Origin of the sequence: Pantoea sp. EKM101V (genome assembly GCF_011800325.1) — a bacterium.
GTDB lineage: Bacteria > Pseudomonadota > Gammaproteobacteria > Enterobacterales > Enterobacteriaceae > Pantoea > Pantoea anthophila.
This window is the reverse complement of the sequence record NZ_JAALFP010000010.1, coordinates 156,711-183,018: the sequence shown is the minus strand read 5'-3', so window position 1 is coordinate 183,018 and position 26,308 is coordinate 156,711. Positions and strand designations below refer to the sequence as shown.

Below are 26,308 nucleotides of genomic sequence, written 5' to 3'. Positions count from 1 at the left end.
GTTTATCACAGGGAGCAGGAGACGCAGCCCTGAACCTCCGTGCCCTGAAGCGCCATCTGGCGCAGTCGAATGTAATAGAGCGTTTTGATGCCTTTCTTCCACGCGTAAATCTGTGCTTTGTTGATGTCACGGGTGGTGACGTCGTCGCGGAAAAAGAGCGTCAGCGACAGCCCCTGATCAACGTGCTGAGTCGCTTCTGCATAGGTATCAATAATCGCTTCCGGCCCAATCTGATACGCATCCTGATAGAGATGCAGATTCTCATTGGTCATGAACGGCGCGGGATAGTAAACGCGTCCGGTTTTGCCCTCTTTGCGGATCTCGATCGGCGAAACAATCGGATGGATACTGGAGGTGGCGTGGTTGATGTAGGAGATCGAACCGGTCGGTGGGATCGCCTGCAGGTTCTGATTAAACAGCCCGTGCTGCATTACCGCATCGCGCAGCGCTTGCCAGTCCGCCCGGGTCGGCAGCGTCACGCCGGCGTCGGTAAACAGTTTTGCCACCCGTTCGGTGCGCGGCAGCCATTCGCGCTGCAGATATTTGTCGAAATAGACGCCGCTGGCGTACTGCGAATCAGCAAAACCGTCGAAGCTCTGCTGACGCTCCTGTGCCAGCTGATTAGAGGTGCGCAGCGCGTAATAGGTGATGCAGTAAAAGTAGAGGTTGGTGAAATCGAGCGCTTCCGGCGAACCGTAGACGATGCCTTCCCGCGCCAGATAGCCGTGCAGGTTCATCTGACCCAGGCCAATGGCGTGCGACCGCCGGTTTCCTTCGGCGACCGACGGCACCGACGCGATCTCACTCATCATCGACACCGAGGTCAGGGCGCGTACCGCCACGTCCACGGTGCGCGCCAGATCGCGGGAATCCATGGCGTGGGCAATATTGAGTGAGCCAAGATTGCAGGAGATATCTTTGCCGACCCGGCGATAGCTGAGATCGTCAAAATACTCGCTGGCGCTGTTCACCTGCAGGATCTCTGAACAGAGGTTGCTCATATTGATGCGACCGGCAATCGGATTGCTGCGGTTCACGCTGTCCTCATACATGATGTAGGGGTAGCCTGACTCAAACTGAATCTCGGCCAGCGTCTGGAAGAAGTCACGCGGCTGAATCCAGGTTTTGCGGATGCGATCGTCGGCCAGCATCTCGTCATACTTCTCGCTGATGCTGATATCGCCAAAGGCCTGGCCGTAAATGCGCTCAACATCGTAGGGCGAGAACAGCGCCATCGGCTGGTTCTCTTTCGCCAGCCGGAAGGTGACATCGGGGATCACCACACCCAGCGACAGGGTCTTGATGCGGATCTTCTCATCGGCGTTTTCGCGCTTGGTGTCGAGAAAGCGGAAAATATCGGGATGGTGCGCGTTCAGCCATACCGCGCCCGCGCCCTGACGAGCGCCCAGCTGATTGGCATAGGAGAAGGCATCCTCCAGCATCTTCATGACCGGGATGACGCCCGACGACTGGTTTTCGATACGCTTGATGGGCGCACCGGACTCACGCAGGTTGGAGAGTAAAAAGGCGACGCCGCCGCCGCGCTTTGAGAGCTGCAGCGCGGAGTTCACGGCACGGCCAATGGACTCCATGTTGTCTTCAATGCGCAGCAGGAAGCAGGAGACCAGCTCGCCGCGCTGCTGCTTGCCGCAGTTCAGAAAGGTGGGAGTGGCAGGCTGGAAGCGGCCGCTGAGGATCTCCTCCAGCAGCGCCCGCGCCAGGGTTTCATCGCCCTGAGCCAGCGTCAGCGCCACCATGCAGGCGCGCTGTTCAAAGGTTTCAAGATAACGTTTGCCGTCGAAGGTCTTCAGCGTGTAGCTGGTGTAGTACTTCCAGGCACCCAGGAAGGTTTTGAACTCAAATCCCCACGTCTCCGCCACCTCATGCAGCGCAAGCAGGAAGTCGAAATCGTACTGGTTCAGCACCTCAGCTTCATAATAGCTCTCCGCCACCAGATAGCGTAAACGCTCGGCGCGGCTGGCAAACTTCACCGTGTTCGGCTCCACATGCTGCAGATGAAACTGACGGGTCGCTTCGCGATCCTTGTCGAACTGGATGCGCCCCTCCGCGTCATAGAGGTTGAGCATGGCGTTGAGCGCGTGATAGTCGAGCGTCACGCCGTTGAGGGTGTCTGTTGTTGCCAAAATTGGGTTACTCCCGCTTTAACGTTCGCGATGTCGTCCGGGGTTCCCATCAGCTCAAAACGATAGAGCAGAGGAACCTGACATTTTTTTGCAATGATGCTGCCCGCCAGACAGTAACCGGCGCCGAAGTTCCGGTTGCCCGCGGCGATGACGCCACGGATTTCCCGCCGGTTGGCCTCATCATTAAGAAACTGAATCACCTGACCGGGTACGGCACCGCGACTGCTGCCACCGCCATAGCTGGGCACGACCAGAATATAGGGCTGGTCGATATGCAGCGTCTGACGGGCATCAAGCGGGATGCGCCGGGCTGGCAGGCCAAGGCGCGTCACAAACCGGTGGGTGTTTTCCGACTGGCTGGAAAAATAGACCAGCGGGAACATGCGTTTATCCCCCGACAGCGGACAGCGTGCGCAGCGAGGCGATTTTGTCCGGGCGGAAGCCGCTCCAGTGATCGTTATCCGCCATCACCACCGGCACCTGGCGATAACCCAGGGATTTCAGGTTGTCGATCGCCTCGGGCTGGCTGTCGAGATTGATGAGCTGATAGGTCAGACCCTGACGGTCCATCGCACTCTTCGTGGCATTGCACTGGACACAGTTATCTTTAGTGTAAATAATAATGCGCATGATTCGTATTTCCCTCTGTATGCGGTTCGGGTGCCCGGCAATGACGCCGCCCGCCTGATTTGCGGCTTCATTCTGGCGGACATCGGGTGTCAGACTGATGGGTTAAATACTAGATGTAGGGGTTTTGGTGGTCAAGCCCACCAGATATAGGGTTTTATGATTTGCATTTGCGCAACACGGCCAAAGCCAGCAGGCGTGCGCCCTGCGACGCGGAAAAAATCTTTTGTAAATTTTACGGGCCGGATGACAGGCAAAAAAAAGCCCCGCACGCGGCAGGGCTCAGAAGATTTTTCGCGCTTAGCGGCGTGAGGCCAGCAGGACACCCACCACGATACCGAAAGCGGCACCGATACCGACACCGTGCCACGGCTTATCATGTACATAGGTATCAACCTGTGCACCGGCATCACGGGCAACCTGGGTCACACGGTTGCTGCCACCATTCAGTTTAGAACGGGTCTGCTTCAGCAGTTTTTCTGCCTGACTGCGGGCAGAGTCCACTTCGTCTTTGGCATCACTGCCATAAGATTTCAACAGCGCTTCCAGTGAATCGGCCAGTTCGTTAACGTCCTGATTGATATCAATGTCATCGTTTTTTACAGTGCGATTAAACATTTTTTGGCTCCCTTTGATTTAAAAACGTAATACTAGTGTAGACGACCTTGAGATAAACGAGACGCGGGAGGGGGCTTTAGGGAAAATTCCGAATGCCCGCTCTGTCATGCTGATGTAAGGTTGCGAAGCTTTTGAAAGAGGAGAGGATCGAGCATGTATTTACGACCAGATGAGGTAGCGCGCGTACTGGAAAAAGCGGGTTTCGAAATGGATCAGATTACCCCACGGGCCTATGGCTATCGCCGGGGGGAAAACTATGTCTATGTGAATCGCGAAGCGCGTATGGGGCGCATGGCATTAGTGATTCATCCGACCCTGAAAGAGAAGAGCCAGCCGTTCGCTGAGCCGGCGTCTGAAATGAAAACCTGCGATCACTACACCCAATTCCCTCTCTACCTGGCGGGTGATTCACAGGAACATTACGGCATCCCGCACGGATTCAGTTCCCGCATGGCGCTGGAACGCTACATTCAGAGCGTTTTCGGCTGAGGCATCAGGCCCCGCCGCGACGGGGCACTGACGCGCATGACCCCGCTCCCTGTTCTCCTGCCGTTGCAATTCCCGGCTGTGACGCGTATAAATTTGTCCCTTATAGATGTTTAGACGTCCATACGGATAAAATTGATGAGCGAACAGCCAACTTCCCCGCAGCAACAATTTAAACGCACCATGAAAGTCCGCCATCTGGTGATGTTATCGCTGGGCGGTGTCATCGGCACCGGCCTCTTTTTCAACACCGGCTATATCATCTCCACCACCGGGGCCGCAGGCACGCTGCTCGCCTATCTGATTGGGGCGCTGGTGGTCTGGCTGGTGATGGTCTGTCTGGGTGAACTGTCGGTGGCGATGCCGGAAACGGGCGCGTTCCACGTCTATGCGGCGCGCTATCTCAGTCCGGCGACCGGCTACACCGTGGCCTGGCTCTACTGGCTGACCTGGACGGTGGCGCTGGGCTCCAGCCTGACGGCGGCGGGCTTCTGTATGCAGTACTGGTTCCCGCAGGTGCCGGTGTGGGTCTGGTGCCTGGTATTCTGCTGCGCCATCTATCTGCTGAACGTGGTTTCTGCCCGCTTCTTCGCCGAAGGGGAGTTCTGGTTCTCGCTGATCAAGGTGGTCACCATCATCGCCTTTATCCTGCTCGGCGCGGCGGCGATGTTTGGCTTTATCCCGATGAAAGATGGCACGCCTGCACCCGGTCTGAGTAACCTCACGGCGCACGGCTGGCTGCCCAACGGCGTGCTGCCTATCCTGATGACCATGGTGGCGGTGAACTTTGCCTTCTCCGGCACCGAGCTGATCGGGATTGCCGCCGGTGAAACCCAGCAGCCGCAGAAGGTGCTGCCGCTGGCGATTCGCACCACGGTGGCCCGGTTAATCCTCTTTTTCATCGGCACGGTGCTGGTGCTGGCGGCGCTGATCCCGATGGATCAGGCCGGTATTGTGAAAAGCCCGTTTGTGCTGGTGTTTGAAAAGATCGGTGTGCCCTGGGCTGCGGATATCATCAACTTCGTGATCCTGACGGCCATTCTGTCAGCGGCCAACTCCGGCCTCTATGCGTCGGGACGTATGCTCTGGTCGCTGGCCAATGAGAACACGCTGCCACGCGCCTTTGCGAAGGTGAACCGGCGCGGCGTGCCGCTGCTGGCGCTGACCGTCAGCATGATCGGCGGCCTGCTGGCGCTGATCTCCAGTGTGGTCGCGCCTGACACGGTATTTGTGGCGCTGTCGGCCATCTCCGGCTTTGCCGTGGTGGCGGTCTGGCTCAGCATCTGCGCCTCGCACTTTGTGTTCCGTCGCCGTCACCTTCAGCAGGGCAAATCGCTGGCCGATCTCGCCTACCGCGCGCCGCTCTATCCGCTGACGCCTGTTCTCGGCTTCCTGCTCTGCCTGCTGGCGTGCGTCGGCCTGGCGTTTGATCCGACACAGCGCATCGCCCTGTGGTGTGGCATCCCGTTTGTGCTGTTCTGCTACGCCGCGTACCATCTGACCCACAAATCATCCCCGAAGCCTGAGGAGGCCAATGATGTCGTATAACCCTGTCGCGCAGGCTTTAACAGAGTCACCGCTGCTGATTCTGGATGGCGCGCTGGCCACCGAGCTGGAAGCGCGCGGCTGTCAGCTTGCCGATGCCTTGTGGTCGGCCAAAGTGCTGATGGAGGATCCTGAGCTGATCTATCAGGTGCACTACGACTACTTTGTGGCGGGCGCCCGCTGCGCCATCACCGCCAGCTACCAGGCGACCCCGCAGGGCTTTGCCACGCGCGGCCTGAGTGAGGAAGCGTCGCTGGCGCTGATCGCCCGCAGTGTTGAACTGGCACAGCGCGCCCGTCACGACTATCTGGCGGTGCGGCCCGATGCGAAAACGCTGCTGGTGGCAGGCTCGGTGGGACCTTATGGCGCTTTCCTGGCGGACGGATCGGAGTATCGCGGGGATTATGCGCTGCCGGAAGCGGAGATGATGGCGTTCCACCGCCCGCGCGTGCAGGCGTTGCTGGCGGCAGGAGCCGATCTGCTGGCCTGTGAAACCCTGCCTTCCTTTGCCGAGGCGCAGGCGCTGGTGAAACTGCTGGCTGAGTTCCCTGACGCCCGCGCCTGGTTCTCGTTTACGCTGCGTGACGCCGGACACATCAGCGACGGCACGCCGCTGGCAGAGGTGGTGAGCTGGCTGAATCAGCAGCCACAGGTAGTGGCGCTGGGGGTCAACTGCGTGGCGCTGGAGAGCGTAACGCCCGCCCTGCAGCAGTTGCAGACCCTGACCGACAAACCGCTGGTGGTCTATCCCAACTCCGGCGAGCAGTATGATGCCGGCAGCAAAACCTGGCATTCTGCGCCGTCGGGCTGCACCCTGCATGACAAGCTGGCCGAGTGGCAGCAGGCGGGTGCCCGGCTGATTGGCGGCTGCTGCCGCACCTCACCTGGCGACATCGCGGCCATCGCCCGCACTTGTCAACCGCAATAAGCTGCCGGAATCGGGCGATGATAGCCCGATTGAGGCGGAGAGGGGAGACTACACTCTGATCACTGATCACTCTGTGGACCCCCTCTATGAAACAGCGAATTCTGGCTCTGGCCGCCGCGCTGCTGCTCAGCGGCTGCGCCACCATTGTCGGCAATGAAACCCAACTGGTGCGCATTGACTCTCTGCCGCAGGGCGCGCGTTTTACCGTGCAGGATGAGCGCGGCTATGCGGTGGCGCAGGGTTTCACGCCTCAGACCGTTGAACTGGCCAAATCGACCGGCCGCTACTTCGGCAAAAAACACTACCTGCTGATGCTGGAAAGTCCGGGCTACGTGCCGGTCACGGTGCCTATCGAAGCACGCGCTAACCTCTGGTATCTGCTGGGCAACATTCCGCTGGGCGGTTTCCCCGGCTGGCTGCTGGTCGACCCCTTCTACGGCGGCATGTATGACCTCAAGCCGGAACATCCGCGTCCCTTTATGAACCCGGTTGGCGCGCGCGGCTGATTACTGCGCGGTCGGCTTCACCATTCCGCCTGGCGTTTTATGGCGTTCCAGATACTGATGCTGGAAAATGCACATGCGGATGGTGTTGCGGTACTCCCCGTTGATAAAGAACTCATGCTTCAGCACGCCTTCGATTTCGAAGCCGAGTTTGGTGTAGATGTGAATCGCCTTTTCGTTCTCCTGATCCACAATCAGGTAGAGCTTGTAGAGATTCAGCACCGAGAAGCCGTAATCCATCGCCAGTTTCGCCGCCTGTGTGGCCAGCCCTTTGCCCTGATGGGCCGGATCGATGATGATCTGAAACTCGGCACGGCGGTGCACATGGTTAATCTCAACCAGCTCCACCAGTCCCGCTTTCTGGCCGTCATGCTCCACCACAAAGCGACGTTCGGTCTGATCGTGAATGTGCTTGTTGTAGAGATCGGACAGCTCCACAAACGCCTCATAGGGCTCCTCGAACCAGTAGCGCATCACGCTGGCGTTGTTATCCAGCTGATGGACAAAATGCAGATCTTCCCGCTCCAGCGGACGCAGTTTTACCGTCATCGTCAGACTCCTTGTTAAAAACGTCGTCGCGAGTATACCGCAACGGCCGTGCGTGAGCAGGCGGGAAGCGCGAGCCGTGATGGCCGGGGAGACGATAAGGCGGGCAGAGGCGGAGCAGGAGGGGCCGGACAGCGGAGCGGTGCCGTCCGGCCAGCGATCAGGCGGTGATCTCTTCGATAATACGACCCTGCGCCATGCGCACGGCGCGATCGCACATGTGATCGATCACATCGGGATCGTGGCTGACCAGCACCATGGTCAGGCCATCCTGCCGTTTCAGATCGTTAAGCAGGTTGAGGATCTCCGCCTGCACGGACATATCCAGCGCCGACGTCGGCTCATCCAGCAGCAGGATCTTCGGCTGCAGCAGCAGGGCGCGCACGATGGCGACGCGCTGACGCTGACCACCCGAAAGCTGATGCGGATAGCGATCGGCCAGCGCCGGGTCCAGCCCGACGTGACGGAAACCCTGATCGATACGGTCGTTGATGTTATCGCGTTTCAGCAGCTTCAGCGGCTCCGCCAGCGTGCGGCGCAGACGGTGCCGCGGATGCAGCGAGGCATAGGGGTCCTGAAACACCATCTGCACTTCCTGCCGCAGCGCGCCGGTGAAGGCTTTGCCGGCCTGGACCTGATGACCGGCCAGCTGCATCTGACCCTGCCAGTGCGGGTTCAGTCCCGCCAGCACCCACAGCAGCGACGACTTGCCGCAGCCGGACGGGCCGACCAGGCCAAAGCACTCTCCCGCTCTGACCGTGAGGTTAACCTCATGCACCACGGTGCGCAGCTCGTAGCCCTGCTTATGGGCGACGCTTAAATTCGCAAGCTCAATCATGATTTGCCTCCAGTGCAGCGCGGTCCAGCACCGGTAACGCCTGGCCGTGGGTCGCCTTGCTTGGCCGGCAGGCCCACAGCGTGCGGGTGTAGGGGTGGGTCGCGCGGGGCAGGTTAGCGGCAGGCAGCGTATCGAGCAGCCGGCCCTTGTACATCACCATCACCCGTTCGCAGTGTTCCGACACCTGCTGCAGGTCGTGGCTGATCAGCAGCAGACCCATGTTGCGTGCCTCCACCAGACCGCGGATCAGCGCCAGCACCTGATCGCGCATCGCATGATCCAGCGCGGAGGTGGGTTCATCGGCAATCAGGAAGTCGGGATCGGTGATCAGGGCGATGGCCAGCATCACGCGCTGGCCCATGCCGCCCGAGAGCTGATGCGGATAGTGCTGCATCAGGCGACGCGGGTCGGGCAGGCCGACCGCATCCAGCATCTCACACACCTTCTCTTTGCGCTCGGCACGGCTCAGGCGGCGATGCAGGATCAGCGGCTCCTCCACCTGCCAGCCGATGGTGCGCGTCGGATTCAGGGCATATTTCGGGTCCTGCATCACCATCGCCACGCGGTTACCGCGCAGCTGGCTCCAGTGGCGCTCACTCAGCGTCAGCGCATTTTCGCCCGCGACCTGCAGCTGGCTGGCCTGCAGATGCAGCGACGGAGAGAGTAAGCCCATCAGGCTGCGGGCAGTCAGGGACTTACCGGAACCGGACTCACCGACCAGCGCCACGCGTTCGCGGCCCACGGAAAAGGTGATGTTATCGACCAGCAGCGCATCATCGCTGCGAATGGTCAGCCCCTCAGCAGAGAGCAGATTATTTTGCATGACGGGTATCCAGTCGGTCGCGCAGGCCATCGCCTGTCAGGTTAAAGGCCAGGCTGGCAAACAGAATCGCCGCGCCCGGTGCGGCAGCTACCCACCACTGATCGAAGATCACTTTACTGCCTTCGGCCACCATCGACCCCCATTCTGCCGTCGGCGGCTGAACGCCCATGCCAAGGAAACCGAGGCCGGCAGCGGCCAGAATAATTCCGCCCAAGCTCAGCGCGGCGCGCACCACGGCGGTCGGCAGGCAGAGCGGCAGAATGTGACCGAACATCAGGCGAAAGCCGGTAATGCCCTGCATCCGCGCGGCGGCCAGGTAGTCGCTGCGGCGCAGCGCCAGGGTTTCCGCGCGCGCCTGGCGGGCAAACGGCGGCCAGCTGGTCAGCGCCAGCGCCAGCGCGCCGTTCATCAGGCCGGGGCCGAGAATCGCCACCAGTGCCAGCGCGATGACCAGGTTCGGCAGCGACAGGAAGATATCGGTAATGCGCATCAGCACGCGCTCCGTCCAGCCGCCCACATACCCGGCGGTGATGCCGATCAGCAGCCCGGCCGGAATGGTCAGCACCAGAATCAGCGACACCAGCAGCAGGGTAGGGCGCGCGCCATAAATCACGCGCGACAGCAGATCGCGGCCAAAGCCGTCGGTGCCGAACCAGTGCTGCGCCGAAGGTGGCAGCAGGCGGCTCGACATGGTCTGCAGGTTGGGATCGAACGGCGCAATCAGCGGGGCTAACAGCGCCATCAGAATCAGGATCGCCACCAGCGTCAGCCCAACGGTTAACGAGGTAACGCGTTGACGGCGACGGCGTGGTCGCAGCGTTTCGAGTTCAGAGAGTTGTTGCGTCATCGGGTTCTCGGATCGGTTAACCAGGTTAAAACATCCGCCAGGGTGTTAATCAGAATAAAGCAGCCGCCGATTAACAGGGTTGAGCCCAGAATCGCCGGCACGTCGCCGGAGAAGAGTGCGTTGGTCATATAGCGGCCCACACCCGGCCAGGCGAAGACGGTTTCGGTCAGCACCGAGCCTTCCAGCAGCGTGGCGTAGGAGAGGGCGATAACCGTCACCAGCGTCCCCAGCACGTTGGGGAAGATGTGACGCAGCAGGATGCGCACCCGACCCGCGCCTTTGGCTCGCGCCAGCACCACATACTCTTTGCTGCTCTCTTCCAGCAGTGCGGCACGCAGCAGACGGGTAATGCCCGCCATCGCCAGCAGGCCCAGAATCACCACCGGCAGCCAGAGGTGCGCAATCGCGTTGCGGAACATCTCCGGTTCACCCGACAGCCAGCTGTCGATCAGCACAAAGCCGGTTTTCGGCTCCAGGGTATAGACCCAGATGTCATCCAGCCGTCCCGGTCCGGCAGACCAGTGCAGCACCGCATAAAAGAGCAGCAGACCCAGCAGGCCGAGCCAGAACACCGGCACCGAGTAGCCGAGCAGGGAGATAAAGCGGGCGAGGTTATCGATCCAGCTGCCCGGTTTCCAGGCCGCCAGCAGCGCCAGGGTGACGCCGAAGATAACCGCGAAGATCATCGCACAGGTGGCCAGCTCAATGGTGGCCGGGAAGGTGGACATCAGGTCGCTGCTCACCGACTGATTCGTCAGGCGGGAGACACCGAGGTCGCCCTGCGCCAGATGTTCAATGTAGCGCCAGAACTGTGTCAGCACCGGCTGGTCAAGACCGAGGTCGTGACGCACCTGCGCATAGGTCGCTTCACTGGCGTGATCGCCCGCGATCTGCTGCACCGGATCGATCGGTGAGAGATGCGACAGCATAAAGGTAAAGGCGAGCAGGCCGAGCAGCGTCACCAGCAGCGACAGCACGCTGCCGAGCAGACGCCCGCCCCGCTGCCAAAAAAGCCGGGCGAACCCGGCTGAAGGAACAGACTGAGCCATTACTTGGTGACCTGCGAGTAATACACCATGTCAGGGTTGATGCCCTGGACATAGCCTTTCAGGTTGTCGCGCAGGGCGATCAGGTTCTTCGCCTGCATCCCAATCACGTAAGGTGAGTTCTTCATCACTTCACGCTGCATCGCTTCATACAGTGCCACCCGTTTTTTCGGATCGCTTTCGGCGGTCGCCGCAATCCCCTGCTTGTTCAGCTCAGGAATGTGCCAGTCTGAACGGTAAGCAATGGTTTTGCTGCCATCTTCCGGATTGTAGGCAAAGGAGGCGGCATTGGTGTTGGGATCAAAATAGTCGGAGCCCCAGGCGTTCAGCGTCGCTTCATACTTATGCGCTTTCACGTTGGTGGAGACTTCGGAGCTCAGACCCGGCACTACTTCGACCTTCACGCCGCCTTTGGCGAAGCTGCCCTGCAGCGCCTGCGCGATATCCAGATAAGGCGGCTGGTTGCTGGTGGAGAGCTTAAAGGTCACATTGGTCAGGCCCGCTTTCTTCAGAATCGCTTTGGCTTTTTCCGGGTCGTAGCTGTAAGGCGTGTCGTTGATCGCGCCCAGGAAGCCTTTTGGCAGGAAGGACTGATGCACGTCGAACTGGCCTTTCAGCAGCTCATTGGCGATGCCTTTGTAATCCCACAGGTAGCGCGCCGCTTCCCAGAAGGCCGGGTTCTTCAGCGTGTCGTTCGCGCCGATGTTGAACTGGATATAGTAGAGCGACGCCATCGGGATCGCTTCGGTCTTCACGCCCGCTTTGCCGTTCAGCGCGGCGATCTGGTCAGCGCCCAGGTTACGGGCAATATCCGCATCACCCTGTTCCAGCAGCAGACGACGCGCGGCCGGTTCCGGCACGTTTTTGATCAGGATGTTTTTCATTTTTGGTGCGCCCGCCGGTGAGGTCGGGTTGGCACTCAGCAGCACCACCTGATGCATGACCACTTTACGGATCTGATACGGGCCGCTGCCCGCAGAGTGGGTGGCCAGCCAGGCGTTACCGAAGTCGCCGTTTTTCTGGTTCGCCATCGCGGTTTTCTCATCGACGATCGAGGAGACCGGCGCGGAGAGCAGGCTCAGAACGTAGGTCGGGCTGACGTTGGCGGTCCAGCTGATCTGCACATGGTTGTCATCGACCTTTTTCAGGAAGCCATCGACGTTCTCTTTGGTCCAGCCGAGCTGTGTCAGAATGAAAGAGGGGTCCAGGTTCAGTTTGACCACGCGGCCCAGCGAGAAGATCACATCTTCCGGGCGCACAGGGTTGCCGGTGGAGAACTTCGCATCTTTGCGCAGTTCAAAGGTCAGACTGCGGTTGTCGCTGCCAGGCTGCCAGGCGGTCGCCAGCGTCGGCTTCAGATCCACCGGGTTCTGCGGGTCAGACTGGACCAGGCGCTGATAGATGTTGGTGAAGGCCTGAACGCTGGTCAGTTCAAAGCCTTTTGCCGGGTCAAAGCTGTCTGCATCGTCTGTGGACTGCGCGATGACCAGCGTATCTTTGGGTGTGGCGGCCTGGGCTGTGAAGGAGGCAGCCAGCGTCAGCGCCAGCAGTGATGGAATTATAGTTTTCATGAAATTTCCTTGCCTTAGAAAGTTACGCGAGTTTACGAAAGGGCCGATGTGAAGAATAGTCGAATATGGGCTAATCATATGCCTTAAAGTTATAAGCGATGAGTTGTGGTTATAACAGCGTAACGGCGTTGTTAGCGAAGCGGCAGGCTGAGCAGAAACAGAACCTCAACGAAGCGGTTATTTCCCGCGAAACGGCTTTACCGCAATCCCGCTCTTCTTATAATAGCGGCATCTCACTACTGGAGTATTCCGTTGGACAGTCACCCTGAATTAACGATTATTCTGGCAAGCTGAATTTTCTTTGCTGCTTGCCAACCGGCGAGCAGCGATCCCCCGTTTTAATTCCCGATCGCGCTCCTTAATAATTTCCCGTTGCCTGTGGGAGTGCGCGTTATGCTGCTGTTTATCTTAGCCCTTTTTCCTCCGCCTCGTCTGGCGTAGCTCAGGCTGCGCCCGACCGCTGATATCAGACCCGGATTACGCTGTGTTTAAACAGCGTCACGCTTCGCTGCGCGCGACATTATTTTCTGCGCAGTCAGAAACGCGTGTTCATTTCCCAGGGTCGCCTCATTAAATAACCCGGCTACGCCAGGTTTTATCCATGCACGTTATTTTGCGTGCAGGACAACCATTGCTTTAAAACAGGGAGATGTCGAAATGAGCGACATGAAACTGGAACAGGCTGCCATCCTCGCTTCCGGCAACCGCAACGATAAAAAAAGTAAAAAAACATTTGCCGTGACCCGGCAGGCAGGTCAGCACGTTGAGATGACGCTGGCGAATCTGCGCACGCATCGCCAGGGGCTGACCCAGGCTGAAGCGGCGAAACGCCTGGCCACCTATGGCCGCAATGAAGTGGCTCATGAGAAAGCGCCACCGGCGCTGGTGCAGCTGCTGATGGCGTTTAACAACCCGTTTATCTATGTTCTGCTGGTCCTGGCGCTGGTCAGCCTGTTTACCGACTACATACTGCCGCTGCGCGCCGGTCAGGAGACCGATCTCTCCGGGGTGATCATCATCTGCACGATGGTGACGCTGAGTGGCCTGCTGCGTTTCTGGCAGGAGTTCCGCACCAACCGCGCGGCGCAGGCACTGCAGTCTCTGGTGCGCAGCCAGGTTACCGTGCTGCGGCGCGAGGCGGGCAGTGAAACCGCACAGCGTCAGGATGTGGATATGAGCGAGCTGGTGCCGGGCGATATTATTCTGCTCAGCACCGGCGATCAGGTGCCCGCGGATGTCCGGCTGCTGAGTTCACGCAATCTGTTCATCAGCGAAGCGGTGCTGACCGGAGAGTCTCTGCCGGTGGAGAAACAGAGCCTGGATGCCGGTATCGACGCCCATGACCGAACCGATCAGGAGCTGCTGGCGTCAGCCAACATCTGCCTGATGGGCACCAGCGTGGCCAGCGGCACCGCCAGTGCCGTGGTGGTGGCGACCGGTGGTGACACCTGGTTTGGCTCACTGGCCTCCTCGCTGACCGGCAGCCGTCCGCAGACCGCTTTTGATCGCGGCGTTAACAGCGTCAGTAAACTGCTGATCCGCTTTATGCTGGTGATGGTGCCGGTGGTGCTGCTGATCAACGGCTTTACCAAAGGCGACTGGATGGATGCGACGCTGTTTGCACTGGCGGTGGCAGTCGGGCTGACCCCGGAAATGCTGCCGATGATTGTCAGCGCCAACCTGGCAAAAGGCGCCATTGCGATGTCACGCCGCAAAGTGATCGTTAAAAAGCTCAATGCCATTCAGAACCTGGGGGCAATGGATGTGCTCTGCACCGACAAAACCGGCACGCTGACCCAGGACACCATCCTGCTGGCGCATCATCTGGACACCCGGGGCGCGGAGGATGCGGAGGTGCTGCTGCTGGCCTGGCTCAACAGCGGCAGTCAGAGTGGCGCAAAAAACCTGATGGATCGCGCCGTGCTCTGCGCCGGAGACAAGGTTATTTCACAGACCCGGCGCAGCCAGTATCAGCTGATCGATGAGGTGCCATTCGATTTTACCCGCCGCCGCGTTTCGGTGCTGGTGGAAGATCTGGCGCAGCATCGCTCACAGCTGATCTGCAAAGGGGCGGTGGAAGAGATGCTGGCGGTAAGCATCGCCGTCCGGCAGGGCGATGAAGTCGTCGCGCTGGATGCGGCACAGCGCGAGGCGCTGCTGGCGCAGACCGAACGCTACCATCAGCAGGGCTATCGGGTGCTGCTGGTGGCGACCCGTGATGATGAGCTGCACGCGCCGCTCAGCGAAAGTGATGAGCGCGATCTGGTTATCCAGGGAATGCTGACCTTCCGCGACCCACCGAAAGCCAGCGCCGGCAAGGCGATTAAAGCCCTGCGCGACAGCGGCGTGGCGGTGAAAGTGCTGACCGGGGATAACCCTCTGGTGACGCAGCGGGTCTGTGCCGATGTCGGGCTGACCGATCCGGCGATGCTGACCGGCGAACAGATTGAGGCGATGGACGACACGCAGCTGGCGCTGGAGGCGGAACGCTGCACCCTGTTTGCTAAGCTGACGCCGCTGCAGAAATCACGTCTGGTGCGCCTGCTGCAGCAGAACGGTCATACCGTGGGGTTTCTGGGCGATGGCATCAACGACGCGCCTGCGCTGCGGGCGGCTGACACCGGGATTTCCGTAGACAGCGCGGCGGATGTGGCGAAAGCCTCGTCAGACATCATCCTGCTGGAGAAAGATCTGCAGGTGCTGAACGAGGGGGTATTAAAGGGACGTGAGACCTTTGGCAACATCATTAAGTATCTCAACATGACCGCCAGTTCGAACTTCGGCAACGTTTTCTCGCTGCTGGTCGCCAGTGCCTTTATTCCGTTTCTGCCGATGCTGTCGATTCATCTGCTGATTCAGAATCTGATGTATGACGTCTCCCAGCTGGCGCTGCCGTGGGACAAGGTTGACCGTGAGTTCCTGAACAAGCCGCGCAAATGGGATGCCGGCAACATCAAACGCTTTATGCTGTGGATGGGGCCAACCTCGTCGATTTTTGATATCACCACCTTTGCGCTGATGTGGTTTGTCTTCAGCGCGAACCATGCGGGCGTGCAGTCGCTGTTCCAGTCCGGCTGGTTTATTGAGGGGCTGCTGTCGCAGACGCTGGTGGTGCATATGCTGCGCACCCGGAAGATTCCGTTTATCCAGAGTCGCGCCACCTTGCCGGTGATGCTGACGACCCTGGCGATCATGGCGCTGGGAATCCTGATTCCATTCTCACCGCTGGGTGCGATGGTCGGACTGGTGCCGCTGCCCTGGCAATATTTCCCCTGGCTGGTGCTGACGCTGTTCAGCTACTGCCTGGTGGCGCAGGGCATGAAACGTCTCTACATCCGTCGTTTCGGTCAGTGGTTCTGAGGAGGGGAAGATGAAAAAAAGCAGGCTGGACCGCGTTTTTGTCAGCGTCATGATTATCGGCGTCACCCTGATTGCGCTGACGGTTCTGGTGCGGTGACAGAAGAAAGAGCGTGCGGCAGCGAGGTGACTCGCTGCCGTTTTTACTGCCGGGGCACCTATTCCTGGTCGCGCTCCCGGCTGGCGCGCTGACGCTCGTAATACTCATCTTCAGCGGTGATGATCTCATCCAGCAGGGAATCCATATCCACGTCACGCTCCTCTTCCACAAACTGGCCGGTGAGTGTCGTTTCCGGGGTTAACTTACCCTCTTCATAGAGCTGCCAGATCTCGCCGGCATAGCGCGTCTTTAACAGCTGCGGGGCGAACTGCCCGAAGTAGGCGGTGATGTTATTCACGTCACGCGTGAACATCGACTCCGCATGGTTGTTGGCCGCCGCATCCACCGCCTGGGGCAGGTCGATGATGACCGGTCCCTGATCATCCAGCAGGACGTTGAACTCCGACAGGTCACCATGAACGATACCGGCACAGAGCATGCGAACGATGTTGCGGATCATGGTGTTAAAATCGGTGATCGCCTCCTCTTCGGAGAGCGTTACGTCGCTTAAGCGCGGCGCGACCGAACCATTGGCGTCGGTGACCAGCTCCATCAGCAATACCCCGTCGATGCAGAGATAGGGCTGAGGCACGCGCACCCCGGCGTTAGCCAGGCGAAACAGGGCGTCGACTTCGGCGGTCTGCCAGGACTCTTCCTGCTGCTTACGGCCAAACTTTGAGCCTTTCTGCATGGCGCGGGCGTTACGGCTGTTACGGGTTTTCCGGCCTTCCTGATACTGAACCGCCTGCTTAAAGCTGCGCTGGGTCGCCTCTTTATAGACTTTGGCGCACTGCACTTTGTCACCGCAAAGCACGGTGTAGACGTCTGCTTCCTTGCCGCTTTTCAGGCGCTGCAGCACATCGTCAATCAGGCCGTCATCGACCAGGGGCTGAATTCTGTTTGGGATTTTCATGCGGCTTTATACCTTATTTCACCCGCTTTTCGTATCAATTTGCGCTGATGGAAAACCTGAGCCATGCGTGAACAAAGTCTGTAATTCTACCCTGGAAAACGCTTCAGGGGGATGATCCTTGCCTGACCCGCGTTTCTGACCGGTTTTTTTCCGCAGGCCGTCAGAGAGTGGCGTGCTGAAGCAGAAGGAGATGCGTGCGGCCCCGTGGCGCAACAGAGAAACCTAGGGAGTATGGCGTCAGATGCGCAGCGACGGGACGGGTTCAGGAAGAGAGGGGCAGCGGGCCGGTATCCTGGTGCGGCGGCGCACAGGTATCCGGCCCTGCGGCGGGGTTACTTCAGGGACTTGAGCACTTTGACTGTGCTTTCAATGTCGATCTCATCTTCGGAGAAGATCAGCGTCGAGCCCTGGAAGGTGGTGACCGCCAGCTTTTTCAGCGAGCGCATCTCACCCGGTTTCGCGTCCGATTTAGGCCGGATGTTATTCAGCAGCAGTCCTACTGAGAGCACCGCGTTCTCTTTGTCGATACCAGTATCCGCTGGCACTTCTTCGCTGTAGACCAGGTAAGACTTGATCGAGGTGATTTTCAGCCGCTCGCCCGCGATGAAGATATATTTACTCTCCGGGGCCACCTTCACCGCATAGGCGGATAAGCCTTTGTTGTTGGTGGTTGGCTCAAACGTTACCGCCGCATCTTTCTTAATCAGATCAGGATTGGCGACCTTAATCACATGAAAATAGCGGTTATCGCCGTTTTCATCTTTGATAAAGCCGAATCCTTTATCTTTAAACCAGGTTGTGATTGTTCCGTTCATCGCCATTTTTCTTGCCTGCTTACTCTGCTCAGTTTTTACAGCGCGCAGTGTAAAACACAATGCCTGCGCAGACTATATCAGTCTGGACGATAATTTTCCGGCGTGCCAGGGGCGGCGGCGCGTCAGGCGGCGGGGTAAAAAGCGGGGCGGAAAAGGGGAAGGCGGGGATATCAGGCTGTCCGGCGCCGTGCTCCGCAGCGGAGCGATCGGGCAGGCGCACCAGACGGGCTGCCGGAAAGCGCAGGCCCGCCTGAGGGTCAATCGCCGTTACTCATTGCCCCAGCGGTTCAGGAATTCAGCGATATCATCAATACGCTGCTCGTCGATGCCCGCTTCACTCGCCATCTCCTGCTGCGACGCTTCACTGATCTCCTCGTTGTTCATTAAACGGGTGATCAGCAGCTGGAAGTAGTGCGCCAGCGGGGTGCGTTCCGCTTCGTCCACCGGCTTCGCGGACTCGGTCGCATACTCATCGGCGACATCGTAATACTTAAGAGGGATTTCGTTGGTCATAATGGGGTCCGCTGGATTAACGTCGGTTCAGAGGCTGCCAGGGGGCCTGGCGTGTGGCGCTATTATTTCGTGTCTGGACGGGGGCTGTAAAGGGGGAGAGGCGGCAGATGACACTGCCGCGTAATCGGGCTGTCTGCGTCAGGCGGTAATACTCTCAATCGGCTCGACAAGACACTCCGGGTGCGCCTGCAGGCGTGCCAGCGCCTCGGCATAGGAGGGCATGGAGTCGGCCGCGCCAGCACGCTCGACACAGAGTGAGGCAAATGCCGCAGCAAAGCGCGCCGCCTGCGGCAGGTCATCGCCCGAAGCGAGCCGGGCGGCGAGCGCGCCGTTGAATGCATCTCCCGCGCCGGTGGTATCGCGCGGCTGCGCCGGGAAGAGCGGAATGCGCTGTTGCTCCGCAGGCGTTGACAGCAGGGCTCCGGCGATGCCCAGCGTGATGATCACCTGACGCGCCCCTTTGCGATGCAGCACCGCGGCGGCGCGGCGGGCGCTGTCGAAATCGGTGACGGTCACGCCGCTGAGCTGGGTCGCCTCGGTGCTGTTGGGCGTCAGTAGATCGATCTTTGCCAGCAGCGCATCGCTGACTTTCTGCCAGGGGGCCGGATTGAGGATCACAAAGGTGCCGCTGGCTCGGGCGTTATCGATCATGCGCTGGATGGCGCTGAGGTTATTTTCGAGCTGCACCAGCAGGATATCTGCGGCGGCTACCGTCGGCTGACAGCGCGTTACCTCTGCGGCCGTCACGGTGGTATTGGCGCCGGGATAAACCGAAATCATATTTTCCGCATCATCGCCTGCAACATAGATTAGGGCGTTACCGGTGGGCTTCTCCTTACAGGTAAAGAGCGTAATGGCGTCAAAGCCGGTTTTCTCCAGATGACGACGTGCAAAGAGGCCGAAATCATCGTTACCCACTTTCCCGATGTAGTGCACCCGCGCACCTGCGCGCAGCGCCGCCGTGGCCTGATTTGCTCCTTTTCCGCCCGCACCCATCATGCTGTGGTGCGCCGTCAGCGACTCACCCGGTAGCGGAAAGCGACGCATTACGGCGACCACATCGAGATTAAAAGAGCCGAACACACACACTTTTCCTTTCATCCTGCGCTCCTGAACAGGCGTTCGGCGGCGAGACAGGCACCGCGACAGCCCGTGTAGTCGGTTGAGTGGCTGAAAACAATCTTCAGGTTTTCGCGTGTGACCGGTGGCCGCAGATGCTGCTGGATCTGGCTGCGCAGCAGGGCCAGCGGAAAATCAGCCATCGCCAGCACGCCGCCGCCAAGGATCAGATATTCCGGGTCGAGTATATTCATCTCGGTGGCGATCAGCTGCGCCAGACGTCGCACAAACGCCTGAAGTTCTGGCTGCTCCCCATGGCGGGTAAACAGCGCGGCGATCGGCGTGTCGGCGGCGTTCAGAGCGGCCCAGTGACTCAGCCAGTGACCCGAGGTCAGGGTCTCCGCACAGCCGCGATTGCCGCACGGGCAGGGGAGGTCGTTTCCGGCGACGGGCACGTGGCCCAGTTCACCTGCACCACCATGCTCGCCGTGATAAAAGTGGCCATTCAGCCACAGGCTGTTGCCCATCCCGGTGCCGGGATAGAGGCCCACGGCGTTATCCGGCAGCTGCTCCAGCTGCAGCAGATCCCACAGCATCAGATGGTTCACATCTTTGTCCATCGCGACCGGCACGCCGAGTTGCGCCGCCAGACGCGCCGCCACCGGCTGATGATCCAGCGCCTGAATAAAGGGCAGCGAGATCACCTGTTTCCTGTCGCGGCTGAGGATGCCGGGCAGCCCCAGCATGATGCCGCTGACCGGCTGCTGCTCCAGCGTTTCATCAATGAGCTGTGCCAGAGCCTGCAGCGCATCGGGCTGCTGCGCCCAGCTGGTGGTGGGCACCTTGCGAAAGCTGCTCCAGACGCCCCCCTCTTCCATCAGCTGCAGCCGGGTACCGGTGCCGCCGATATCGATACCGAGCCAGCGTGATCTCATGCGGACACCTTCGTCAGCCCCTGGGCCTCATCAATGCTGTCGCGCATCATCTCCCACGCGGTGGCTAAATCGTCATGGATATTGAACAGGCCGGAGGTGCCGACAATCAGCACTTCCGCACCTGCGCCGATCAGCTGGTGATAGGTGCGGGTGTTGCAGGAGCCGTCGATCTCGATCAGATAGTGGAAGCCGTGCTGCTCCTTCAGCGCTTTCAGCTCACGCACCTTTTCCACCATTTCCGGAATAAAGGGCTGTCCGGCGTAGCCGGGGTCGACCGTCATCACGGTGATCTTATCAAGCAGATGGATATAGTGCTGAAGGTATGACACCGGCGTCGCCGGATTCAGCACCACGCCAACCTTTTTGTCGAAGCTGCGGATGAGGTTAATGACGCGAAACGCATCGCGATTGATGGTCTCCGCGTGCGGACAGATATAGTCAGCACCCGCTCTGGCGACCGCCTCGATAAAGTCGGTTGGCTCTTCCACCATCAGATGCACGTCGATCGCCACGCGGGTAAAAGGACGGATCTGCTCAATAAAGAAGGGAGAGAGCGTGATGTTCTTAACGTAGTGACCATCCATGATATCCACGTGAAGAAAGTCAGCGCGCGAGTCGAGGATCTGCAGCTGGTGCTTGATCTCCATCAGGTTCATACACATCAGTGACGGGGAGATTTGAGTACGCATCATACTTCCTTCTTTTCAGTCAGAGGATTAAGCACCGCGGCCAGCCTGCTGAGCTTTACGGCACGGTGTTCGTTGAATCGGGTTTTGAATTGTTTGAAGGCGAGAACCACAATCAGTACCGCGCCCCACATGGCCAGGCTGACGTGCTGGCTGATGTTCATCAGATTGAAACCGGTAGAGAGCACCTGCAGCGCAATCAGCGCCAGCACCACGCCGGTCACACGGCCGAAGCCACCGTTGGGATCGGTGCCGCCGAGAATAATGGCCAGCACCGTCAGCAGCAGATAGGCGTCGCCGTAGCCCATACGGGCGGAGTTGAAGCGCGCCATCATGATCAGCCCCGCCAGCACGCAGAGCAGGCTGGAGATCACATAGACCAGCATCACCATGCGATGGGTGTTGATCCCGCTGAACCAGGTGGCGTTGATGTTGCTGCCGCCCATATAGATGCATTTACCGGCGCGGGTTTTACCAAGAAACAGCGCCAGCAGCGCGGCGGCGACCAGGAACACCCAGAGCGGCAGCGGCATACCCAGCAGCGTGTCAGCTCCCAGCGCCTGCACCACCGGCGGCATGCCGCTGACGGCCGCGCCGTGGGTCAGCCAGATCCCGATGCCGTTCAGCGTCATCATCGTCGCCAGCGTCACCAGAATCGGGTGTGCGCCGATCCGCGTCACCATCAGCCCCGTCACTACGCCGATCGCGGCCGCGATCAGCATGGCGCCAAGGATGGCGATAAAGAGCCACAGTAGCTGCAGCGCCATCCCGGCACCGGCGGGCAGGGCGCTCATCAGCGTCCAGGCGATAAACAGCGCCGTGAGGTTAGCGGTCGCGATAATGGCGAGGTTCAGGCCGCCGCTGAGGATGGCGATAAACATCGCCAGCGTCAGTAAGCCGAGTTCCGGCAGCTGAAACGCCATACTCATAAAGGTGGAGTCGGTCAGGAAGCGCCCCGGCAGCATCACCGTGAAGGTGGCCAGCGCCAGCGCAATCAGCAGCATCAGGCCGATGTTGGTCCCGTCGGGTCGCAATGCAGTCAGTGATTTCATCATCAGTGCCCTCGGTCACACGAAACTGACGTCAGTTTCTTTGCGTTTTTTGTAGTGGGTCACGGCGATCGCAATCATGATGACGCCGCCTACCACGATATTCATGAAGTAGTTCGAGACGCCGACCAGGTTGAGGCCGTTCTTGAGAATGGCGATCAGGAAGACCCCCATCAGCGTGCCGCTCACCGTGCCTTTGCCTCCCATCAGGCTGGCACCGCCCAGCACCGTGGCGGCCAGCACGTCCAGTTCGCCTCCAACCAGCGCGTTGGGCACCACCTCGCCCATGCGATAGACCTGCACCAGCCCGCCGATGGCCGCCATCGCCCCCAGCCAGCCATAAGCGAACACGTGAATCAGACCGACGCGGATACCGATACGACGGGCCGACTCCGCATCGCCGCCAACGGCGTAGAGCTGGCGTCCAAGGTTGGTTTTGTTCAGCAGCAGGGCGGTGACAGCGGCGATCAGCAGCATGGTGACCAGCGGCAGCCCGACCTGGAAGCTCTCACCCTGCCAGCTGAACGGCAGCACGTTGCGCAGCGTGATCCACCACTCCGGCAGCGAGTAGAGGCTGCGGCCGCCGGTAACCCACATCAGCAACCCGAACAGCAGCGACTGCATGCTGATGGTGATGATGATGGAGACCACCCGCAGCGTGGTGATCAGCAGGGCATTGACCACCCCGAACAGCGTGCCGCACATCACCGCCAGCAGAATGCTGAGCAGCGCATTGTCGAACTGGAACTGTACAAACAGCGACGCCAGCAGGTACTGCACCACCGAGGCGACGGCCGCAAACGAGATATCGATCCCGCCGGTGACCAGCACCACAAACAGGCCCAGCGCAAAGATGCCGGTAACGGCGTAGCTCTCCGCCAGATCCAGCAGATTCTGCATGGTGAGAAACTGGTCGCTGGCGAGCGAGAAAAACAGAATGAACGCCAGCAGCACCCAGGCGAGCCAGCCCTGACTGGAGTGCGGACGGAAACGGGAAAAGTCAGGCATTGATCACCTCCGCCAGCTGCTGCTGTTCGACGCTATCGGGTTGGTATTCGGCATGGATCGTGCCATCGCGGAAGTGGAGGATCCGGTCGCAGTTGTACCAGACCTCCGGCACCTCATCAGAGATCAGGATGATCGACAGACCCTCTTTCGCCAGTTCATGGATCAGCTGATAGATACTGGCCTTGGCACCCACATCGACGCCGACGGTGGGAGAGTCGAGGATCAGAATGCGCGGCTGGGTCAGCACCCATTTCGCCAGCACAATTTTCTGCTGGTTACCGCCGGAGAGGGTGGAGATGGCGAGATTTGGATCGGCGACGCGCACGCCAAGCTGCTGGATCCACTGCAGAATCAGCTTGTTCTTACGGTACTCATCGATCAGGTGAAAGCGGTTCTGCAGCTTGTCGAGGATCGGCAGCACCATGTTGTCTGCCACCGACTGCTGCTGCACCAGGCCCAGCGTCAGCCGATCCTCCGAGACGTAGCCGATGCCCGCTTTGATCGCATCTTCATGGCCGCGAAAGCGCACCGGCTTGCTGTCGAGCCAGATCTTGCCGCTGTCGGGACGTGTCATGCCGAACAGCGACAGCGCCAGCTCGGTACGGCCGGAACCGAGCAGCCCGCACAGTCCGAGCACCTCACCTTCATAGAGTTTAAAATTGACGTCGTGATACTGACCGGCGCGGGTTAACGACTCGATCTCCAGAATGGCGCGATCGCTGTTGCGCGTCGGGGCTTTCAGCTGATAGTCGAGTTTCAGGCCGGTCATCAGCTCTGTCAGATGGTGCGGCGTCATCTCCCGCGCAGGCCAGCAGCCCATTTTGCGTCCGTCGCGGATCACCGTTACGCGGTCGGAGATCTCCAGCACCTCATCCAGCCTGTGGCTGACAAACACCACGCAGATGTTTTTATCTTTCAGGTAGCGCACGGTACGCAGCAGCTGATTGACCTCAGTGCGGGTCAGCGAGGCAGTCGGCTCATCCATGATCACCAGCCGCGCATCGGCGACCAGCGCACGGCAGATCGCCACCTGCTGACGCTGCGCGATAGAGAGCGCCGCGACTTTCTCATCCAGATCGAGATCGAACTTCAGTTCGGTAATGATAGTGCGCGCGCTCTCCCGCAGACGTGCGCGGTGGTGCCAGCGCAGCAGACCGTTGAGGTTATGCTCGAAGGCGATGTTCTCTGCCACGCTGAGGTTGGGGAACAGCGAGAGATCCTGATAAATCACCTGGATACCGAAGTCGCGCGCCTGCCGGGTAGTGAGGCGCGGCAGCGTCGGACCGTCGCCCAGCGTGATGCGGCTGCCGCTGTCCGGGGCGTGCACCCCGGAGATAACTTTGATCAGAGTGCTCTTGCCACAGCCGTTGGTGCCCGCAAGGCAGTGCACTTCGCCTGCCCGCAGAGTCAGGGAGATATCGCTGAGTGCGCGGTTACCACCAAATGTTTTCGACAGATTCCCGAGCGCAATCAATGTCTGTGGAGTGACCTCTTGCATATCAGAGCCCCATTTTTACCAGTTTTGGCAGGTTGGCTTTATCCAGACTTTCGGTGCTGTTACCCAGAATGGTGTGGGTGGCTTCATCCACTTTGACTTTGCCCAGCCCTTCAATCGTCATGCCATCGGTGATCGGCTCCTTCTTCTGCATCATGTCGGCGATGCGGACAAAGACTTCGCCCGCGGTCTCCGGATTCCAGATGTAGCCCCCTTTGATGGCGTTACGCTGCACCAGCGAGGCACCCTGGCCCGGACTGAAAGAGCCAATGACGCAGACCTGGTCGATTTTTTTACGGTTCATCACCGCACGCCCGGCGCCGATAGGTCCCTGTGAACCAAACGCCAGGATCCCTTTCAGATCGGGATATTTTGACATCAGCTCATTGGTGGTACGGATGGAGTCATCCAGCGATTCGCCGACGCCAAACTTGTCGGTGACCAGCTGCATTCTGGGATAGTGTTCTTTCTGGTAAGTGAGCGCGGCGTCGGTCCACTGCTGATGCAGAGGCACCGTCAGGCTGCCGACGTACATGGCATATTTGCCTTCGTCATGCATGCAGCTCGCCAGCGCTTTCATATGGTTGATGCCGTGAGTGGTCGCATCGACCAGTTCGAAGTCCCAGTTGGCCCCCTGCTGGCCGGGTGACTCATGGGTAATCACCTCGATACCGGCGTCACGGGCCCGTTTCAGCACTGGCTCCAGCACTTTCGGGTCGTTGGGCACCACGCCGATGATATCGACTTTCTGCGCAATCAAATCTTCAATGGCGCGCACCTGAAGCGCCGGGTCCGCGGCGGTCGGCCCCACCATCCACGCATCGATACCGCGTTTAGCCGCTTCACTTTTAATGCCCGTCTCCATGGCATTGAACCAGGGAATACCGCCTATTTTGACCACAATACCCATACGTAATTTATCTGCGGCCTGCGCACCGGAGGCGGCAAACAGGGCAAGCAGAGAGCAGGCGATAAGATGTTTTTTCATACAGACTCCGGATTAATTTTTAATTAGCTGCATGGATTGATAACGCTGAGAACAGACGATGACGTTGACACCATTCCATGCCAGTTCCTGTTCAAGCTCTTTATCTTTTAACTGGTCGGTAATAAGAAAATCGACATCACGGTAGTGACAGATTCGGGCAAAAGAGGGGCGCAGGAATTTACTGCCATCCATTAAAAGATGTTTTCTTTCTGCGGCCAGCAGCATCTGTTGTTTCAGGTGCGCATTATTTTCATTGCCTTCACGTAAATATCCGTCGTTGCCCAGACTGCTACAGGAAAAAAAGATTTTATTAATCTGAAATTCACGCAGTGGCTGCTCGGCCACCACGCCGTGAAAATCTTCATCGCGATCGGAATATTCCCCACCCAAACAGATCGTGCGGATACTGCCGCGCGCCGCCAGCGTCTGCACGATACGCAGCGAATTGGTTAATACCGTTAACTCAATGTCCGGCAGCTGTCGCGCCAGATACCAGCAGGTGGTACTGCTATCCAGCAGGATGCAGTCGCCGGGGCTGATAAAGTCGAGCGCACGCTTGGCAATGATCATTTTTTCATCAGCGTGCTCATTAATTCGCTGCCGGAAGGATAATTCGTTCTCTTTAGCGATTCTGTTATTTCCCGGCGTGCCGGTGCTTTGTTTTTTTATCAGTACAGCGCCGCCGTGGCTGCGCTGTAATAAACCGCGCTTTTCCAGCTGGCTTAAATCCCGGCGAATGGTTTCCTGTGAAACCTGACACAGCGTGACCAGCTCTGAGACAATTACCCGGCCATTAATATTAATCTCATTAATAATTCTTTGCTGTCTTTCAATCGGCAACATACTTTTCCTCCGATGGAGATAAATT

Annotated in this window: 27 protein-coding genes; 6 read left to right on the top strand and 21 right to left on the bottom strand. The window is 59.2% G+C overall.

Annotated elements, in window-relative coordinates; translation table 11 throughout:
- Window positions 1–5 precede the first annotated feature (5 nt).
- The 4 genes from nrdE to HFD92_RS16465 form a co-directional block, all read right to left on the bottom strand.
- Entirely contained in the window at window positions 6–2,144 is a 2,139-nt protein-coding gene (gene nrdE, locus HFD92_RS16480; RefSeq protein WP_167429275.1) for a class 1b ribonucleoside-diphosphate reductase subunit alpha, read from the bottom strand.
- Entirely contained in the window at window positions 2,114–2,527 is a 414-nt protein-coding gene (gene nrdI / locus HFD92_RS16475; protein ID WP_009088554.1) for a class Ib ribonucleoside-diphosphate reductase assembly flavoprotein NrdI, read from the bottom strand. Before nrdI ends, nrdE begins: the two co-directional genes overlap by 31 nt.
- Before the next feature lie 4 nt (window positions 2,528–2,531).
- Window positions 2,532–2,774, bottom strand: a complete 243-nt coding sequence (gene nrdH, locus HFD92_RS16470) for a glutaredoxin-like protein NrdH (RefSeq protein WP_009088556.1) — start codon at window positions 2,772–2,774, stop codon at window positions 2,532–2,534.
- A 297-nt stretch (window positions 2,775–3,071) separates the two neighbouring features.
- Complete coding sequence (locus HFD92_RS16465; RefSeq protein WP_009088558.1) at window positions 3,072–3,389, bottom strand: DUF883 family protein; 318 nt, start codon at window positions 3,387–3,389, stop codon at window positions 3,072–3,074.
- 153 nt (window positions 3,390–3,542) lie between these two features.
- Here HFD92_RS16465 and HFD92_RS16460 point away from each other — a divergent pair, with 153 nt between their 5' ends.
- The 4 genes from HFD92_RS16460 to HFD92_RS16445 all read left to right on the top strand — a co-directional run bounded on the left by HFD92_RS16460 (window position 3,543) and on the right by HFD92_RS16445 (window position 6,854).
- Window positions 3,543–3,878 carry a DUF2002 family protein gene (locus tag HFD92_RS16460; RefSeq protein WP_009088560.1) on the top strand — a complete coding sequence of 112 codons (336 nt, stop codon included), beginning with the start codon at window positions 3,543–3,545 and terminating at the stop codon, window positions 3,876–3,878.
- A 135-nt stretch (window positions 3,879–4,013) separates the two neighbouring features.
- On the top strand, window positions 4,014–5,423 hold the full coding sequence (mmuP, locus tag HFD92_RS16455) for an S-methylmethionine permease (protein ID WP_009088562.1): 1,410 nt from the start codon (window positions 4,014–4,016) through the stop codon (window positions 5,421–5,423).
- On the top strand, window positions 5,413–6,348 hold the full coding sequence (mmuM, locus tag HFD92_RS16450; protein ID WP_167429274.1) for a homocysteine S-methyltransferase: 936 nt from the start codon (window positions 5,413–5,415) through the stop codon (window positions 6,346–6,348). The genes mmuP and mmuM overlap by 11 nt, the downstream gene beginning before the upstream one ends.
- 86 nt (window positions 6,349–6,434) lie before the next feature.
- Window positions 6,435–6,854 carry a hypothetical protein gene (locus HFD92_RS16445; protein ID WP_009088566.1) on the top strand — a complete coding sequence of 140 codons (420 nt, stop codon included), beginning with the start codon at window positions 6,435–6,437 and terminating at the stop codon, window positions 6,852–6,854.
- Here the strand turns inward: HFD92_RS16445 and speG are convergent, their stop codons facing one another.
- From speG to HFD92_RS16415, 6 genes are all read right to left on the bottom strand, one after another.
- Window positions 6,855–7,400: a spermidine N1-acetyltransferase gene (gene speG / locus HFD92_RS16440; protein ID WP_009088567.1), complete on the bottom strand. Its 546-nt coding sequence runs from the start codon at window positions 7,398–7,400 to the stop codon at window positions 6,855–6,857. It lies immediately after the preceding gene.
- Between the two features lie 157 nt (window positions 7,401–7,557).
- Complete coding sequence (locus HFD92_RS16435) at window positions 7,558–8,235, bottom strand: ABC transporter ATP-binding protein (RefSeq protein ID WP_167429273.1); 678 nt, start codon at window positions 8,233–8,235, stop codon at window positions 7,558–7,560.
- Entirely contained in the window at window positions 8,228–9,058 is an 831-nt protein-coding gene (locus HFD92_RS16430) for an ABC transporter ATP-binding protein (RefSeq protein WP_167429272.1), read from the bottom strand. Before HFD92_RS16430 ends, HFD92_RS16435 begins: the two co-directional genes overlap by 8 nt.
- Entirely contained in the window at window positions 9,048–9,905 is an 858-nt protein-coding gene (locus HFD92_RS16425) for an ABC transporter permease (RefSeq protein WP_009088573.1), read from the bottom strand. The genes HFD92_RS16430 and HFD92_RS16425 overlap by 11 nt, the downstream gene beginning before the upstream one ends.
- Entirely contained in the window at window positions 9,902–10,954 is a 1,053-nt protein-coding gene (locus HFD92_RS16420) for an ABC transporter permease (protein WP_046102403.1), read from the bottom strand. The genes HFD92_RS16425 and HFD92_RS16420 overlap by 4 nt, the downstream gene beginning before the upstream one ends.
- Entirely contained in the window at window positions 10,954–12,522 is a 1,569-nt protein-coding gene (locus HFD92_RS16415; protein ID WP_167429271.1) for an ABC transporter substrate-binding protein, read from the bottom strand. Before HFD92_RS16415 ends, HFD92_RS16420 begins: the two co-directional genes overlap by 1 nt.
- Before the next feature lie 657 nt (window positions 12,523–13,179).
- Here HFD92_RS16415 and mgtA point away from each other — a divergent pair.
- Together mgtA and mgtU are read left to right on the top strand one after the other, a co-directional pair.
- Complete coding sequence (gene mgtA / locus HFD92_RS16410; protein ID WP_167429270.1) at window positions 13,180–15,882, top strand: magnesium-translocating P-type ATPase; 2,703 nt, start codon at window positions 13,180–13,182, stop codon at window positions 15,880–15,882.
- A gap of 10 nt (window positions 15,883–15,892) precedes the next feature.
- Window positions 15,893–15,979 carry a magnesium transporter protection protein MgtU gene (mgtU, locus tag HFD92_RS21915; RefSeq protein WP_350769224.1) on the top strand — a complete coding sequence of 29 codons (87 nt, stop codon included), beginning with the start codon at window positions 15,893–15,895 and terminating at the stop codon, window positions 15,977–15,979.
- A 58-nt stretch (window positions 15,980–16,037) separates the two neighbouring features.
- Here mgtU and HFD92_RS16405 read toward each other — a convergent pair whose 3' ends face one another.
- The 11 genes from HFD92_RS16405 to HFD92_RS16355 form a co-directional block, all read right to left on the bottom strand.
- Window positions 16,038–16,892, bottom strand: coding sequence for a PA4780 family RIO1-like protein kinase (locus HFD92_RS16405; protein ID WP_167429269.1), 855 nt, complete (start codon window positions 16,890–16,892; stop codon window positions 16,038–16,040).
- A gap of 332 nt (window positions 16,893–17,224) precedes the next feature.
- Window positions 17,225–17,713, bottom strand: coding sequence for a cold-shock protein (locus tag HFD92_RS16400; protein ID WP_009088583.1), 489 nt, complete (start codon window positions 17,711–17,713; stop codon window positions 17,225–17,227).
- 261 nt (window positions 17,714–17,974) lie between these two features.
- A complete protein-coding gene (locus tag HFD92_RS16395; RefSeq protein WP_167429268.1) occupies window positions 17,975–18,220 on the bottom strand; it encodes a YmjA family protein in 246 nt (81 codons plus the stop codon).
- Window positions 18,221–18,358: 138 nt separating this feature from the next.
- Complete coding sequence (locus tag HFD92_RS16390; RefSeq protein ID WP_009088588.1) at window positions 18,359–19,321, bottom strand: ribokinase; 963 nt, start codon at window positions 19,319–19,321, stop codon at window positions 18,359–18,361.
- Window positions 19,318–20,214 carry an allose kinase gene (gene alsK / locus HFD92_RS16385; protein ID WP_140029737.1) on the bottom strand — a complete coding sequence of 299 codons (897 nt, stop codon included), beginning with the start codon at window positions 20,212–20,214 and terminating at the stop codon, window positions 19,318–19,320. The genes HFD92_RS16390 and alsK overlap by 4 nt, the downstream gene beginning before the upstream one ends.
- A complete protein-coding gene (gene alsE / locus HFD92_RS16380) occupies window positions 20,211–20,903 on the bottom strand; it encodes a D-allulose 6-phosphate 3-epimerase (protein ID WP_058957966.1) in 693 nt (230 codons plus the stop codon). The genes alsK and alsE overlap by 4 nt, the downstream gene beginning before the upstream one ends.
- Window positions 20,903–21,952 carry an ABC transporter permease gene (locus HFD92_RS16375; RefSeq protein ID WP_046102429.1) on the bottom strand — a complete coding sequence of 350 codons (1,050 nt, stop codon included), beginning with the start codon at window positions 21,950–21,952 and terminating at the stop codon, window positions 20,903–20,905. Before HFD92_RS16375 ends, alsE begins: the two co-directional genes overlap by 1 nt.
- 15 nt (window positions 21,953–21,967) lie before the next feature.
- Window positions 21,968–22,957 carry an ABC transporter permease gene (locus tag HFD92_RS16370; protein ID WP_046102397.1) on the bottom strand — a complete coding sequence of 330 codons (990 nt, stop codon included), beginning with the start codon at window positions 22,955–22,957 and terminating at the stop codon, window positions 21,968–21,970.
- Window positions 22,950–24,455, bottom strand: a complete 1,506-nt coding sequence (locus HFD92_RS16365) for a sugar ABC transporter ATP-binding protein (RefSeq protein ID WP_058957968.1) — start codon at window positions 24,453–24,455, stop codon at window positions 22,950–22,952. The genes HFD92_RS16370 and HFD92_RS16365 overlap by 8 nt, the downstream gene beginning before the upstream one ends.
- 1 nt (window position 24,456) lies before the next feature.
- Complete coding sequence (locus HFD92_RS16360) at window positions 24,457–25,440, bottom strand: substrate-binding domain-containing protein (RefSeq protein ID WP_009088600.1); 984 nt, start codon at window positions 25,438–25,440, stop codon at window positions 24,457–24,459.
- Window positions 25,441–25,452: 12 nt separating this feature from the next.
- Complete coding sequence (locus tag HFD92_RS16355; RefSeq protein WP_009088604.1) at window positions 25,453–26,283, bottom strand: DeoR/GlpR family DNA-binding transcription regulator; 831 nt, start codon at window positions 26,281–26,283, stop codon at window positions 25,453–25,455.
- Between the last annotated feature and the right edge of the window lie 25 nt (window positions 26,284–26,308).

Bases quoted from the DNA above. Each gene is read 5' to 3' on its own strand.
- mmuP (WP_009088562.1), top strand. From the start codon at position 4,014: ATGAGCGAACAGCCAACTTCCCCGCAGCAACAATTTAAACGCACCATG.
- nrdH (WP_009088556.1), bottom strand. From the start codon at position 2,774: ATGCGCATTATTATTTACACTAAAGATAACTGTGTCCAGTGCAATGCC.
- HFD92_RS16390 (WP_009088588.1), bottom strand. From the start codon at position 19,321: ATGAAAGGAAAAGTGTGTGTGTTCGGCTCTTTTAATCTCGATGTGGTC.
- HFD92_RS16425 (WP_009088573.1), bottom strand. From the start codon at position 9,905: ATGACGCAACAACTCTCTGAACTCGAAACGCTGCGACCACGCCGTCGC.
- HFD92_RS16405 (WP_167429269.1), bottom strand. From the start codon at position 16,892: ATGAAAATCCCAAACAGAATTCAGCCCCTGGTCGATGACGGCCTGATT.
- HFD92_RS16460 (WP_009088560.1), top strand. From the start codon at position 3,543: ATGTATTTACGACCAGATGAGGTAGCGCGCGTACTGGAAAAAGCGGGT.
- nrdI (WP_009088554.1), bottom strand. From the start codon at position 2,527: ATGTTCCCGCTGGTCTATTTTTCCAGCCAGTCGGAAAACACCCACCGG.
- speG (WP_009088567.1), bottom strand. From the start codon at position 7,400: ATGACGGTAAAACTGCGTCCGCTGGAGCGGGAAGATCTGCATTTTGTC.
- HFD92_RS16465 (WP_009088558.1), bottom strand. From the start codon at position 3,389: ATGTTTAATCGCACTGTAAAAAACGATGACATTGATATCAATCAGGAC.
- HFD92_RS16355 (WP_009088604.1), bottom strand. From the start codon at position 26,283: ATGTTGCCGATTGAAAGACAGCAAAGAATTATTAATGAGATTAATATT.
- HFD92_RS16430 (WP_167429272.1), bottom strand. From the start codon at position 9,058: ATGCAAAATAATCTGCTCTCTGCTGAGGGGCTGACCATTCGCAGCGAT.
- mgtU (WP_350769224.1), top strand. From the start codon at position 15,893: ATGAAAAAAAGCAGGCTGGACCGCGTTTTTGTCAGCGTCATGATTATC.
- HFD92_RS16400 (WP_009088583.1), bottom strand. From the start codon at position 17,713: ATGGCGATGAACGGAACAATCACAACCTGGTTTAAAGATAAAGGATTC.
- HFD92_RS16435 (WP_167429273.1), bottom strand. From the start codon at position 8,235: ATGATTGAGCTTGCGAATTTAAGCGTCGCCCATAAGCAGGGCTACGAG.
- alsE (WP_058957966.1), bottom strand. From the start codon at position 20,903: ATGCGTACTCAAATCTCCCCGTCACTGATGTGTATGAACCTGATGGAG.
- HFD92_RS16370 (WP_046102397.1), bottom strand. From the start codon at position 22,957: ATGCCTGACTTTTCCCGTTTCCGTCCGCACTCCAGTCAGGGCTGGCTC.
- alsK (WP_140029737.1), bottom strand. From the start codon at position 20,214: ATGAGATCACGCTGGCTCGGTATCGATATCGGCGGCACCGGTACCCGG.
- mmuM (WP_167429274.1), top strand. From the start codon at position 5,413: ATGTCGTATAACCCTGTCGCGCAGGCTTTAACAGAGTCACCGCTGCTG.
- mgtA (WP_167429270.1), top strand. From the start codon at position 13,180: ATGAGCGACATGAAACTGGAACAGGCTGCCATCCTCGCTTCCGGCAAC.
- HFD92_RS16365 (WP_058957968.1), bottom strand. From the start codon at position 24,455: ATGCAAGAGGTCACTCCACAGACATTGATTGCGCTCGGGAATCTGTCG.
- HFD92_RS16415 (WP_167429271.1), bottom strand. From the start codon at position 12,522: ATGAAAACTATAATTCCATCACTGCTGGCGCTGACGCTGGCTGCCTCC.
- HFD92_RS16420 (WP_046102403.1), bottom strand. From the start codon at position 10,954: ATGGCTCAGTCTGTTCCTTCAGCCGGGTTCGCCCGGCTTTTTTGGCAG.
- HFD92_RS16395 (WP_167429268.1), bottom strand. From the start codon at position 18,220: ATGACCAACGAAATCCCTCTTAAGTATTACGATGTCGCCGATGAGTAT.
- HFD92_RS16375 (WP_046102429.1), bottom strand. From the start codon at position 21,952: ATGAAATCACTGACTGCATTGCGACCCGACGGGACCAACATCGGCCTG.
- HFD92_RS16445 (WP_009088566.1), top strand. From the start codon at position 6,435: ATGAAACAGCGAATTCTGGCTCTGGCCGCCGCGCTGCTGCTCAGCGGC.
- HFD92_RS16360 (WP_009088600.1), bottom strand. From the start codon at position 25,440: ATGAAAAAACATCTTATCGCCTGCTCTCTGCTTGCCCTGTTTGCCGCC.